The 13,657-nt window shown below is 41.8% G+C and carries 11 protein-coding genes; all 11 read right to left on the minus strand.

All coding sequences use genetic code 11. The features are described 5' to 3' along the window. Positions 1–58: 58 nt before the first annotated feature. Positions 59–3,388 carry a hypothetical protein gene (locus tag AC23NW_RS10840; RefSeq protein ID WP_487449443.1) on the minus strand — a complete coding sequence of 1,110 codons (3,330 nt, stop codon included), beginning with the start codon at positions 3,386–3,388 and terminating at the stop codon, positions 59–61. 5 nt (positions 3,389–3,393) lie between these two features. After that, the gene (locus tag AC23NW_RS10845; RefSeq protein ID WP_487449444.1) at positions 3,394–3,591 is read right to left on the minus strand and encodes a hypothetical protein; all 198 of its coding nucleotides are present in this window, start codon (positions 3,589–3,591) and stop codon (positions 3,394–3,396) included. Further along, positions 3,569–3,895: a hypothetical protein gene (locus tag AC23NW_RS10850; RefSeq protein ID WP_487449446.1), complete on the minus strand. Its 327-nt coding sequence runs from the start codon at positions 3,893–3,895 to the stop codon at positions 3,569–3,571. Before AC23NW_RS10850 ends, AC23NW_RS10845 begins: the two co-directional genes overlap by 23 nt. Beyond that, positions 3,861–5,141: a lytic transglycosylase domain-containing protein gene (locus tag AC23NW_RS10855; RefSeq protein WP_487449448.1), complete on the minus strand. Its 1,281-nt coding sequence runs from the start codon at positions 5,139–5,141 to the stop codon at positions 3,861–3,863. Before AC23NW_RS10855 ends, AC23NW_RS10850 begins: the two co-directional genes overlap by 35 nt. Next, entirely contained in the window at positions 5,141–10,057 is a 4,917-nt protein-coding gene (locus AC23NW_RS10860) for a hypothetical protein (protein WP_487449450.1), read from the minus strand. Before AC23NW_RS10860 ends, AC23NW_RS10855 begins: the two co-directional genes overlap by 1 nt. Before the next feature lie 67 nt (positions 10,058–10,124). Continuing rightward, positions 10,125–10,850 (minus strand): hypothetical protein, encoded by a 726-nt coding sequence (locus tag AC23NW_RS10865; protein WP_487449451.1) that lies wholly within the window; start codon positions 10,848–10,850, stop codon positions 10,125–10,127. Then, complete coding sequence (locus AC23NW_RS10870; RefSeq protein WP_487449654.1) at positions 10,844–11,332, minus strand: hypothetical protein; 489 nt, start codon at positions 11,330–11,332, stop codon at positions 10,844–10,846. Before AC23NW_RS10870 ends, AC23NW_RS10865 begins: the two co-directional genes overlap by 7 nt. Then, positions 11,280–11,942 (minus strand): hypothetical protein, encoded by a 663-nt coding sequence (locus AC23NW_RS10875; protein ID WP_487449453.1) that lies wholly within the window; start codon positions 11,940–11,942, stop codon positions 11,280–11,282. The genes AC23NW_RS10870 and AC23NW_RS10875 overlap by 53 nt, the downstream gene beginning before the upstream one ends. After that, positions 11,939–12,421, minus strand: a complete 483-nt coding sequence (locus AC23NW_RS10880; RefSeq protein ID WP_487449454.1) for a hypothetical protein — start codon at positions 12,419–12,421, stop codon at positions 11,939–11,941. Before AC23NW_RS10880 ends, AC23NW_RS10875 begins: the two co-directional genes overlap by 4 nt. Before the next feature lie 89 nt (positions 12,422–12,510). After that, positions 12,511–13,233, minus strand: a complete 723-nt coding sequence (locus tag AC23NW_RS10885; protein ID WP_487449455.1) for a hypothetical protein — start codon at positions 13,231–13,233, stop codon at positions 12,511–12,513. Further along, complete coding sequence (locus AC23NW_RS10890; protein WP_487449456.1) at positions 13,230–13,652, minus strand: hypothetical protein; 423 nt, start codon at positions 13,650–13,652, stop codon at positions 13,230–13,232. The genes AC23NW_RS10885 and AC23NW_RS10890 overlap by 4 nt, the downstream gene beginning before the upstream one ends. Positions 13,653–13,657 lie beyond the last annotated feature (5 nt).

Consider the following 13,657-nt stretch of genomic DNA (forward strand, 5'->3'; position numbering starts at 1 on the left):
AGATACACCCTCTTTGATTGATTACGACCACATTAAATGTTTCTAAAGAGTTTATCTCTTAACATTTAGTCATACCGTATTTTGATTTTTTCTTTACAGAACCACCGTGCTGTTTGGGTAACAGTGATTTGAGTAATGGTGTTTTCGGGTTCTGTTTTATAATAGATTCGGAAGATTGATTTCCTTCCTTATCTGTTTTTGTTTTCTGCGTAGTAGTAATATCATTCTGATAAACAGACGGAGCATTATTAAAAAATACAGCCTGTTTTCCGTTATGTACAACTTCACCGTTTACAAAATCAAAGTTTTCAGCAAATACATCATCAAACATCTGTAACCTGTTTTTTAATGCGTTGCGTTCTGCAAATAGTTTTGTAAGATTTTTTGTTGATACATCCCGTTGCTGACGTGCTGCTTCTTCTGTCTGCAGTTGTTCCAGATAAGCCTGTTTATCAAACTGAAGATTCATCTGATCTTCCTGCATCTGATACTGTGCATTCTGCAGGGTTTCCTGATTGGCAATCTGTGCATTCTGCTGCTGTGCGTTTCCCAGAATTTCATCCAGTGAACTCATGTAATTCCTGTTGAGATTACCGATAACAGCCTGTCCCGCTGAACTGCCCGGATCAGCTACCAGTCCTCTGCTGGAAAGAAACGCTTCACGTGCAGCCTGTAACTGATTACCCGGATTCATGCGCTGTAAGCTGATCTGAGGAAGATCAATCTGCTGATGCATTACGGGAGCCTGATTAAAGGATTCTGCAATATTGAGCATGTCCGGAAGTACATCATACCATTTCGGATCCAGATTACCGTATTTATCAGCAGTCTGCTGTGCAATTTTTGCAACGGTATTTACCGCATTTCCTGACGAAACCGATGATTGTTGTGAAGGTTCGTAAGAAGCTGGTGTATACTCCAGTGCCTGTTCAATCCGTGAAATATCCGGTGAAGGTGCCTGTGCAATCTGTTCTTTCGGTAAAACAACGTTCTGCGGAATCTGCTCATCGTTTTCCATTGCACGAAGGAAAGTTTCAGGAGTAACCGTAACACCGTTCGGTGTGTTAATGACAGGATCTTTTCCTTTGCGGGGAATATGTGTTTTATATCTGCCCGGTGATTTTGCGGACGATCCCTTACCTGTTACCGGAGTTTCATTTTTTTGCGCACGAACCGTTACTTCCGGAAGCGTACCACCAAAATAGGTAAGAATCTTTTCAGGTGTACTCGCGGGAGTCATACCTGATACAGTACGGAAACTTTGCGGTGCACTGATTGACGGACCGGATCTGCTTATTGCAGCCGGAGTGTTTACCGTTACCTGCTGCGGGAAATTTCCGGTGCTGCCTGAAACAGTACGAACACTTTCCGGAGATGATACAGCAGGTTGATTTGTACGGTCAGCAAGTACCTGATCAATCATTTTCTGCGCCGGATCCTGATGTGCTGACGCAATCCGCAAACTTTGCGGAGAGCTTGCACTTAACACATCAGGTATTTCTTCCGGAGTAACCACAGGTCTGCGTTTCACCAGATCACCTCCGATAGTATACTGGGTACTTGACGGTGAAGTAATCTGCAGACCTTTCGGAATCTGAGCTGCAGAACCGGTTTCTCTTCCCTTACGGAGATCACTGGTAGCAACACTGGTTGTCTGATTACTGGCCGGATTTGAAATAACCGGTTGTTTGAGAATTTTCTGAATAATCGGTAAGTTACCGGTATCCAGTGCTTTCCGGTTGCGGTACAACTGATCGTTATACGCATACTTTACAAATTCTTCCTGCTGACGGATATTATTTTCAATTTCACGGATTACGGATTTGTTGAATCCGCGTTCTTTTGCAAGCACTAAATCATTCTGTAATTGTTTTAGTTCTGTTTCTTTTTCTTCCAGATATGCCTGTCCGCGTAATGCATCTGCGTAATAACCCTGAGCATTATATCCGCCTACCTGAGCATACGGAATTTCCAGAACAGAACTGCTGTCCGGAAGAATATAATCTCCGCTATCGGGTGCTACATGCATTACTTCTCCCCCGTCACCCATCAGAATCAGCGGACGATCTACACCGTCCATTGTAATATGATTAGACGGAATGATATTAAAGGAACGGTTTCTGTCAGGAGAATCCCGTTTATATCCTTCAATGGAAACACCACCATACTGCATGGACTCCTCATCATCAAATTCAGGTTCACCAACCTTAGCATCTTCCTGAATTCCGAATACCAGATCATACAGCTGATCATCATCCGGAAGCGATGAAACCTGCGCGGAAACTACGGCCTTTGATGATTCACTGATTTTATCATCCCGTTTATCATCCAGTACCGCCAGCAGTTTTTCACTTTTTTTATCTCTGGCTACCTTCAGTTTACGGAACAGTTCACTGGGAGAAACCGATACTTTTGTATTGATGGATAACCCCAGATCAGATGCAATTCCCTTTGCATCCTTTGGTTTGATTTTGATCAGATCATCTTTCGGACTGTTGCTGCGTTTACCGGAGTTAATCTGTGACTGTGAATCCGATAATACCGATTCAACACCATCAACAACAATACCCCCTTTTCCTTTCGGTACGGACATATTTCCCTGATCAGTAGACAGCATCGGATCATCATGCGATGGTGCGTCCTGTGCAACTTCCTGCAGGTTTCCGTTCATATCCCGCATGATCTCTCCCTGCTCAACGGCTACGGGAGATGTGTTCATACCACCCTGCTGTCTGATTTTCACTTTATTAGCTGTTTGTGGTGTAAGATAAATCCGGTCGTAAATTTCATAGGGATTTCCCAGAGTACCTTCCAGCGGATTACTGGCAAGATCGTATTTATCATAAATACTGATATAATCACCCTGTTTATCCTTACCTCTTGATACGGTAATATTCTGAAACGGATCCATGATTTCATTTTCCTTCTTTACATTGTGATGGAAAAAATCCACGGTTTTAAACCCTACAGGTTTATTTCCGTATTCACGGATAAGGTAATCCGTATCAATATATTCGTGAGGTATTGTAAAATACTGAGCATTGGGATTCTTAGCTGAACCCGGTTTATATTTTGATGGTTGCAGGAATTTTTCATTGTAGGGTAAACCCAGATATTTTGCCCAGTATGCATCATCGGCATAACCGGATTTTTCAGATTTACCCATTTGTTTTATCCGGTCATCAAGAAATCCTTCCTGATACCTGCGGAAACGGTTTTCCACCTCACTCTGAAAACCATCATCACTTCCTGCAGGATCAATTGCCGAAAACAAAAAATCACGGATAATTCCGCGTGTACCGTTTTGTTTTTTTGTAACAGGTTTTGATGTAGAAGATGGTTTTGAGATTACAGGACCACCGGATTGTCTGATGTGTGGATGTTTCATTTCAATTATGATTTTTGTTCCCGATGTACTTTATTCAGGTGTTCTTCGATCCATTCCAGCTTAGAAATTCTCTTTTCAAGTTCTTCCACCTTATCTACTTTTTTGGTAAAGGAATTAAACATCCATGTGACAATCCCTACACCGGTAACATAAAAGAGTACATTCAGAACAGAGGATATATCAAGCTGGTCTTTCAGTGGCATAATTACTTAATTGTCTGATAAATTCAATTGTACGTTTTTCTACATATTTACGGTTATCCGGATCGTCAATACAATAGCTAATATCCTTATTATATTCACCTCCTGTAGGATTTCCCATTCCCAGACTGCTTAAACAGATGAGAATATTCTGACGCAGTAATTCATCCCGTTTTTTAAGGAAGTTTAACCGTTCCATCTGCGGGTTCTGCGGTTCCTGAGAAAACTGTAATGATTCGGCAAACTGTGTTAAAACAGGATCGCTCTGATCATCAAACTCCAAACTTATATTTTGATTTTCCGCCATGTTTTACATAAAGTGGTTTATAGTCCAATCCTCTTCCGCTGTTAACAAACTTTGACTGATTATCCCGTTTAGCGATTTTATCCATCAGTTCATTTTTTTGTTCTGCTGCATTTTTTGCTCCGAATACCGATGTAGCAATTCCGGCAGCTACCGGAAGAGAATTGGTTTTAGGTATGAGTTTACCCGCAAGATTTCCGAGTATTTTAAGAGGTGTTGCCAGAAAATTTCCTGTTTTTTCCGGTTGTGCTTCTCTGGTATTAAGAAAGCTCATGGAAGCATCCTGCCACAATTGCTGGTTCGGTTGAGGTTTTAACCCTTCCGCTGATTGTGGAGTACCCCCTCCGGAAGGAACAAACTGAGGAATAACTGACTGTTGCTGAGTAGTATTGAGTACAAACTGCTGTTGTTGATACGGATTGCTGAATCCCTGCTGTGCGTATTCGGGGTTATCCATGTTATACACATCAGTCAGGGTATCAGCAGTTAAATTATTGAGAAAATCAACTCCGTCTTCTACCAGTTTTGTTTGTTTTTTCCGTTGGGCTGAAAAAGAATTACCCAACTCTCCGATCAGCTTTACACCTTCACTGACAGCCATTGTTACAGGATCTCCTGCACCTCCGAACTGTTTGGTTACATATGCCTGTGTTTCAGAAGGTAATGCTTTACCTCGTTTGTGATAATCTACCACGCGTCCGATTCCCCCGTTATAGGCAGCTTCGATATTGAAATCGTTTACATCAAGCCCGTAGCTGCGGAGCATCTGGGGAATACGCTGTTGTTTGTACCAGCTACCCACCTGAATGTTTTTGCGGGAATCAAACATATCATCCATCGTGTAACCGGTACGGTTAAAACGATTGAATTCCTGTAATGCAACAGGCATGATCTGCATTAATCCTCTTGCTCCTTTCGGAGAAACAGCGTAGGGATTTCCGCCGGATTCCTTTGCAATGGTACGCTGAATAGTTGCATCAGAAGAAGAAGAGTAGGTTTCCGGAGATCCCGTTGCAGCGTAACCGTTTCTGAGAGGTGTTCTGCTTTGTGATCTCCGGGAATTATACCCCAACAGATCCATTGCCAGTGCATCTGTTTCATCTTCTTCATCATAATCATGATCGTCAGGATCATTATATTCTTCCGGTGTATAAGCTGGTTCAGCTTCATCCTCACGTGAGCGTACAGAATCCAGTAATTCATCCAGATATAACGAATCTGCATCAGAGTGTGAAAAGCTGTAATTCATTATGGTTTACAATTTAATGATGTGAAAAGATGGATAAACCGGTACTGCGTGTACTTATCATTGATAAATGCAATCCGGTGCTGATGAGAACGGAAATCACCGTGCCGGTTAAAGGGAGAAGTTCTCAGTTCAATTGAATCCGGATCAGGAGCTTTCACATGCATTCCGGGAGCGTAATCCCAGAACTGTGTATATCCGTATCTGGCACGGTCTTCAAACTGATTCAGATTCCATTTTCCCTGCAGATCAGGATGTACCATACTATCGGTCTGATCATTCCGCTGAATCATCTGCATGATCCGGTCCCGCTGCGATTTTGGATTTGCAATCTTCAGGGTAAGTAATCCGCTGGACTGATATTCATTCCAGATCACTGCCTTATTGTAGGTAACTCCTTCAACGGCACGATATTCCTGTGGTGTGATATAATTACGTATCTCATGTTTATACGTAATCCCCCAAAGATACGTATCAATCCCTGTGTTTTGATTCTGCATCTCCAGAATATACGGGTAATTATTACCCCGGAATTGCTGATACAGCTGAACCGTTTTACCCTGTACCCATATATCCGAATTCTGTACGGACTTACTGTTGTATCCGTGCAGCATTACATCCGGTAAACCAAGATACCAGTCCGGTGTATAGGAATGGTAAATCCATGTTTTTGTGTACAGATTATAACTGGCAGTCCAGCTACAATCTTCAAAATAACGCGTATCCTGCAGTGTCACCGGTTGATCATTCAACATAAACCTCTGATAGACAATATCATACCAGATATTTTCGTGTAGAATATTCCAGTCACGTTTTGTGATCAGAATCCGGTGAAACCGTTCATCATAACCGATTGTCAACCCTGCACCCCAACAGGCATTATCTACCGGAACTTCAGGTAAATATCTCTTGATCTTAAAGGGTAAATTCTCTTTAAACCAGTTGTACTGTCCGTATCTGCTGATTTCATCCAGACCCGATCCGCTGGCACCATACAGAAAAACCTTTCCTTCCTGAGCATCTACACCCACATGACCGTACGGAGTGCGTACAAACGCTTTGTGCTGCGTACCTACGTAACCACCATCGGTACGGGAAAACTCCTGTGGTTTCTGTGCAAATAATCCCCCGTTACCAAGTTGTACCGTCTGATTATCAAGCTGCAGGGTTGAATACGCGTTGAACATTTTGGAACCCCGTTCAAACCGTGCCAGTACCCGGTCAGCTTCCAGATCATGCAATGAAATAAGCTTTCCGTTTTCCAGACGGAAATCGTAGTAATTCAATGGTTTGAATATCAACCATCTGTCACCGGATAAACCATCGGCACGCTGTTCTGAATAAATCACACGGTTAGGGTGTAATGCTTTCAGATACTGGTTTGGTTTAAAGTATTTGGGTAAAACGATCAGCAGATTATGCCGGTCAGCTCTGCTGTAGGTTTCGTCGTAATAATATTCGTTATCCCGTTTGATGGGTACACTACGTTCCTGCAGCCATTCATCAAGATCACCTACCAGCGGGTAGAATTGACCCGATGCGGTTTCATTCGCGTAGCGCATATCAAGATTCACACTGCTTTCACAGAGAAAATAAGGAATACCGTAGGAGAATAAATAAATGTATCCTTCATCGTACAATACCTTATGACTGCGGAAATCAAGCCGGAATTTTGATAACCGGTACAGCGATTCAATCAATCTGTCAGGAAGCAGGGAAAGATCAATACCTTCTCCCCCGAGTAACCCTTCAAAGGTATTGTAGAAATAAACCGGTTCACCTACGTTACCCAGTTTGCTGTATACTACCTGTGATCCGTTTGGCTGGTTGTACCGGTGCTGCGTAAAAAATGAATGTTTACGCTTTATGGCAAACCGTCCGATAAAGGTATCACCCCCGAACTGATTGACAGATTCTGTATCGGAAAGCAGAATGGATCTACCACCGGTTTCCAGATAAAATACGGAATCAACAGATCCGTACTGATCCGGACGATCAACTTTAATGGAACCGTAATATGATGATGTAGGCCGGTAAATCCGTTTGCTCAGATCATCTGCGGTTGTTACCTGTGATGCAAGATAACGGGTAGTATCCGTAACGCTGCAGCGCGGTAAAAGCATGGATGTTAACCGTGCTGTTTTTTGCGCGGCAGTTTCTGTAACAACGGGTTTTGCTGCAGGTTTCAGTTTAAGATACATGCTTTTTTCCCGATCTCTGTTGTTGAACAGTGTGGAATTTGTACCATCATCAATTACTGTCTGAATGGTTGGTTCCAGCATGGTTACAGATTCAAGTGCACGTACCTTGTTCCCGATATTGGGAATGGTTTTGTAGTTATTATACCAGCCAACGGTTTGAAACTGCAGGTTATAGTTAAACCACGGTGCAATTGCTTCAATCATTTTCCGGAAGATTTCCGAATATTTTACATGTTTGAAGAATCGTTCCCATGAGTTGTTACGCTTGAATGCACTGAGAATATTATTAAAATCCGTTGTCGTTAAACTGAAGCTTGCCGTATAGGTAGATGCGTATGGTTCATTTACGTGTGCGTTATTATACGCTGTAGTATATACGTCTTCTACAGGAACCGTTTTATTGCTTACTCCCAGACTATCTCCGGGTGTTACCACGTAACTGTACATATCGGTTTGCAGCGGAGTTACCGGAACGGTAGATGTAGGAATAATGCTGCTGAAGATTGTACCCTGAAAAATATCACCGATAAAATCCTTAGCTAAACTTACCCGTACAGCATTATACACAAAATCAATAGCCAGCTGATTCAGCAGCTTTTGTTTTGCCTGATCTTCTGCCTGAGTAAAATATCCTTCGGCTTCACCGAACTCTTCCGTTTCCAGTTTAAGAATAGTGGGTTTTCCCGAACTGGTAAAATGCACTTCGGGAGAATGGAATGTATACCGGCCCGTTGGGGTAAATGTAAGTTTCTGAGCTGCAAGATTATTTTCCTGTGTATAAATTGTAGGTTCTACCCGCCAACCTTCATCATTTGGTGGATCAGGGACCATAGCGTTAGCTTCCTGGAGCGTATCGAACTGATAACGAACCACGTTAGTCCCGCCACTGTTATCAGGTGGATACACAAAGTAAGGAGCACCCTGAGTACTAATAGTTTCATTGAGGTTTTGTGTACTCAAACCTTCCTTCGTCAGAAACGGATCATCCCGTACATCATTCAGCGGATAGTTTGGGTAGTAATAGGTTTTATTGAATTTGGTATAGGTGTTTACATCGTAAAGCTGACCTTTACCCAGTACCGATGCATTTCCCACACGATCACCGCGTACAATCCGGAATCCGGTAATACGTTTGCGGATTTCGGGAGTAATCCAGCAGTTCTGTACACCTTTATCAAGAGCAAGCCGTACATTATCCGGATCAATACGGATACCAAGCGGATATATGTAATTTACTTCCCCGAATTTCTTAATTACCGTTGATCCTGTTGTTGCTCCGTCATGAATATGTGAAATGGTACTGTCCGGAAATTTATGGTGCCGGATGGGTTTACCTGCCAGCTCTCCCCATACAACCGGATCTTCCGGATAGTGTTCGGCCGATTCCCAGTAACCCATATCACCGTATTCCCATACCGTATCGGTACATGGTTTATAGGGCTGACGGGGTTTTCCCGTTACCGTTGCGGTATTGTAGATTTTCCAGTAAGGTACCACTGCATCTTCACAACCACCCTGATTGGTGTAGGCCGTAGCATCCTTATTGTTTACCGGTACAATATCCGATGAACGGAATATGCGTCCGGGTAAATGAATTACACTTGAATCATCACCATCGTCAAATTCCAGCACAATACCCACAGGATATACTTCATCGCGTACATATCCTTTGTATTTTTCTGCTGTAATACCATCGGTGTAGGCTCCTTCCGGTAACTGTGTTGTTACCCACTGCAGGGGAAGATCCACAAAACAACGCTGAAAGTTTGTTTTAACCTTTTCGGTCACACCCCATTTGATGAGTTTATCTCCTGCCGAAATAACCCCGCTGCTGTGATCGTAATACACTTTTTTTGCCAGCAGTTCGGTTAATCCTCCGGATTGATACGTACCTGATCCGGTATACAGATATTCCGTCTGCGATACGGGAAATGTACCGATACGCTTGATTTCGGTCTGACCGTTTACAATATAGAGTACCTGCAGGGTGTAGTATTTATAAATACTCCGGTCTGCACTGATTTTTAGTTTTACAGCCTGATTGGTTGTATATCCCTGTTGGGTATATACCTTACGATCACCGATTGAAACCATCCCGGTTTTTGCCTGATAATCTGTACGTTCATTACCTGCTTCATCACAATAGGCTCCCCAGAACTGATACAGTCCTGCTGCCAGTGAACCACCGTTTGAGATGCTGTCCGCAGTTACACGTAAACGGGAAACCGAGGGATTATCCTTCAGTGCTTCACAGTTAAGCTGATCTCCGGAGACAAAATCAGGGTGAATGATTAATCCGCGTGTTACGGTATCTTCCGTAAATTCAAAATAGATCCGTTTATCGTAATTGTATCCGTCAGCAAAATAAATCCGCAGTTCCGATGCAGTCAGCTGATAGGTAGCAGATACAGGATGATGCACATTAAACGATAAACACGGAGACTGAATCAGCGGAGCATACCGGTAATACGGGGCAGATGATGCTGCCGTAGTCCGGATCTCTCCGATTTCTCCCGGAATCTCAATAAACGGATTACCTGTACCACAAGAACTTAATGACTGTGATACAGGTAATGCACTGAGAAATACAATAATACGCTGCAGTTCGGGAATACGCAGAAAACCGGTTACTTGTTTTCCGGGCGGAAACCGTAACCCTAATTCAGTACCGTATTCGTTTCCTACAAAATAACCGTTACCACCACGATCTTCGATCATAGCGTTGAGTGCATAAATCAGATCGGATTCTCCTATCTGCAGAGGATGTACATCCGTGTTTACGCCTTTATTTCCAGAAGGGGAGATTATTGTATTTTCCATCCAGTTTAATGCGGACAAGTGAAGCAAAGGTTGGTGTTTTGATATAACTGATGGTATCGGCCAGTTCAAACTGATATTTAGCTGCCATTTCCTTATAACGCTGCTGTATATCGGGTACGATGTTATCAAAGTACCAGTTTTCAAAAAGCTTGTGTTTTACAGCCGTAACCAGAAACCGCTGAATCTGGTCATCTTCGCTGACAAAAGGGATACCATCTTCAACACGGATACCACGATAAACCAGTAGTAGATTTCCGCGTTCGTGATAAGTTTTGATGAAAGATTTTTCAAGCTTATATACATTCGGTAGATTATGCTCGACGGAAGCAGAATGATGATGTACAGTATTACTAAAAGGATGCCCGTTACGTATGCGGGAAAATCTCTGAGGTTTGATAATATCTTCGGAGTAGAGTGGGATTTTTTTGACATTCGCATACGGTTTATTTTCACAAAAGGGTTTGAACCATACTTCATCAATGATTTTGGTATGATCCGGTAATTTAGCTTTATAGTCATTTATGGTAAGTTCTGCTACAAGTTCTTCGTATACCGAACCTCCGAGTTTTGCATATTCACTTACAATATATCCCAGACAAATATCTTCATCAATCAGACCGGCATCATTGTAGGAAGGGAGTTCATCCTTAACACGGTTAATAATTACATCGGAAGGAACAAAAGTCAGCATATTGCAGTAAAATCGTATTTGGATGTGGATTCAAAAAATATATCCTTACCGGAGAAAATAAGGGAAGCAAGTTTACGGTTAAGTGTGCGAACAGCACTGAATTTATAAATTTTCCGTAAACTGAAAATAGTACTCACCTGTGGTTTCCAGCAGATTTTATAACTGAAACCAAGCGAGTGTAAATTTAACTGAGTTTTTTTAATTCCGGTTTTACAGAAGTGTTTTCTATCATAATACTCTTCTGATGTATTCCGTTTACGTTTAATAATAATCAACAAACCCAATCGGTTCGGAAGTACGAAACCAAGTGGGTTTGTCAGAACAAATTCACCTATCTGTTTATTGGATTCCTGAATAATTGATTTCCATGTAGCAAAATCCACATCAGGATTAATTTCCCTGTACAGTTTTTTATTCAGTGTTTCATAATCACGAAACCTGTTGGGTTGTCTTTTCGAAGGTGTTGAGGTTAGGGTATTCATCTTCAGGTATCTGTTTATTCATTTTCAGTAAATCGCTGATTACGGTACGTTCAATATCACCCAGAAGATGTTTCGGAACATACAGCGGTACATCCAGTTTTGACTGACATGCTCCCAAATTCTGCGGTTCTACGAACAACCCGCGAAATTTCAGTTTACGGAGTGTTTTGCTTTTAATCAGAATCCTGTTGTTTTCAATGGTAAAATACCGGTGCTGTCCGAATTGCCGTTTGGAAGCTTGCTGAATACCATCAATTGTTTTGAATGTATATGAATGTTCTTCATCCAGTGAATATCCTTTCATAAACACGCTGTAAATATTGGTCAGATATTCCGGAACAGTGTTGGTACTGATCACCCATTCATCACATTGATACGCAAGCAGCGGATGACAGTTAAGTTCAGGGTGATACGGAATAAAATCAAAACATACCGTTTGAAAAAGATATGGTTCCTTAAAGATTTTTCTGCTGTCAGATTCTCTGCGGATAAACAGGGTAGCGTACGTATACAGTAAATGAGCAATCATCCGGTTTGAAATCCGGTCATCCAGATTTACTGTTCTGAGTACATTACGGATGGTAGATATAATTTCACGAAGCGTTTTCATAATACTTTATATTTTACCACAGCAACCAGTGCAGAAGTCTCGTAGCGTTCCTTACGCATCCAGATTCCTTCTGCACCGGTATTAGGAATATAAATTGATTTGGGTTTAGGTTTTCCTACATAATTGCTGATTGCTTCGGTCAGTACACGTACACCGATTCCGCTGGTGTTTCCTTCACCTGAAATAAAATTAAGTCCGCCGTGAAACTCCAGAGCAACTCCTACGTGGTTTTGTCCGTTCCAGTTAAAAAACAGAATATATACTTCATCCCACGCAGGAGTTTTGGTTGCATCTTTATCCCATCCGCTGAATTTATTCCAGACTACATCACCGTATTTTTTCCAGCTTGCTGCGCGTGGAGCTGCTGATTTGGGAATATCCCAGTGAAAACCCGCTTCTTTTCCCAGAACGTAGATCGTGGTTCCGCAGTAGTGTGATCTGCTCCAGATTCCCATTGTCTGATTAATGCGGGTAATCACCGGATTGCTGTTGTTGAGTTTCGGATTTTCCAGTACACCATCGTACTTTTTCCAGATTTCCTTAAACCGTTCCGTAGCCGAAACGGGAATTACATTTTGGTTATTATTAGATTGCCCATATAATACAGGATTTGTAAAACAACAGAAACAAAATAAAACGTATAGTATCTTTTTTGGTGCCATTCTAATCTTATTTTAGCTGCAGTATCGGTAGCTGCAAGAGTTAAATCAGTCCGTAAATCATACCGGTTTTTGAGAATGTAGGGGTTCTGGTATAAATATGACTGCATACCTGATTGCGTCCAGTCTACAAGAGAAGCAATGAACACGGAAGATAAATGCACGGCAAGCACGGTAAGGGAAAGCTGAACCTGAGTAGTTCCGATACCCATTACATTTGAATCAATGTTATGCGGATATTTCTGTTCCAGCATATTAAGCCAGATTGTACAGAACCACCATAAAACACCGTGAGCAACGGAGAAAAGTGATGAATAAATGTATTTACCCGCTTTATCAATTTTGGGTCCGTACTCCTTTATTTTTTCCAGATATGGTTCAATGTTCTGCTGGTACCATGTTAAGCTGACTTCTTCGCTTTCATCAGGATATTCAACAAATTCATAGTAAGAAACCCTCAACCGTTTTTCCTGAATAAGTTCGAGATAGTGGTCCTGTTCGAGTTCGGTAAGTTTTTCTGCAACAGTAACAGGAACCCATTCACCTGTAGATTTCAATTTTTTTTCACAGGAGAAACCGGGTTCTAGTTCCTCAACTGTTACGTAGCGGTAGTTTAATTCTTTCTGAATCATATTGATAAGTGAATTACAATAAACTGATCCCAATTGTACGGTTCCAGATCAATATAGGTAATACCACCCGGATCCTTTGTTGCCAGAAATTCACCGTTTTTGGTATTGATAACGACCAGTGTTCCGCTTGAATAGGGAATATTATAAGTGTTTGGTTTTTGTTTTCCCGGAGCGATATTATGAATAGTGATAGATGTAACTTTACAATTACAGGAATACTGAAACTCATCACGGAGACGCTGCTTAATACCACCGTCATACATTTCAATCTGCAGATTCTGAGCATCTGTAAATTCAGATTGTTTTACAATACCCGGACGTTTGTAATCATTGTAAAATACATCGCGTTGTGTTGGAGGGAGCCAGAGCTTTATTGTGTAGTGCGCATCGCCTTTAGCGATTTTATCGAAGATTTTCATAGTGT

Source organism: Arsenicibacter sp. R0_47 (assembly GCF_057652235.1).

Bases quoted from the DNA above. Each gene is read 5' to 3' on its own strand.
- AC23NW_RS10840 (WP_487449443.1), bottom strand. From the start codon at position 3,388: ATGAAACATCCACACATCAGACAATCCGGTGGTCCTGTAATCTCAAAA.
- AC23NW_RS10845 (WP_487449444.1), bottom strand. From the start codon at position 3,591: ATGCCACTGAAAGACCAGCTTGATATATCCTCTGTTCTGAATGTACTC.
- AC23NW_RS10850 (WP_487449446.1), bottom strand. From the start codon at position 3,895: ATGGCGGAAAATCAAAATATAAGTTTGGAGTTTGATGATCAGAGCGAT.
- AC23NW_RS10855 (WP_487449448.1), bottom strand. From the start codon at position 5,141: ATGAATTACAGCTTTTCACACTCTGATGCAGATTCGTTATATCTGGAT.
- AC23NW_RS10860 (WP_487449450.1), bottom strand. From the start codon at position 10,057: ATGATCGAAGATCGTGGTGGTAACGGTTATTTTGTAGGAAACGAATAC.
- AC23NW_RS10865 (WP_487449451.1), bottom strand. From the start codon at position 10,850: ATGCTGACTTTTGTTCCTTCCGATGTAATTATTAACCGTGTTAAGGAT.
- AC23NW_RS10870 (WP_487449654.1), bottom strand. From the start codon at position 11,332: ATGAATACCCTAACCTCAACACCTTCGAAAAGACAACCCAACAGGTTT.
- AC23NW_RS10875 (WP_487449453.1), bottom strand. From the start codon at position 11,942: ATGAAAACGCTTCGTGAAATTATATCTACCATCCGTAATGTACTCAGA.
- AC23NW_RS10885 (WP_487449455.1), bottom strand. From the start codon at position 13,233: ATGATTCAGAAAGAATTAAACTACCGCTACGTAACAGTTGAGGAACTA.
- AC23NW_RS10890 (WP_487449456.1), bottom strand. From the start codon at position 13,652: ATGAAAATCTTCGATAAAATCGCTAAAGGCGATGCGCACTACACAATA.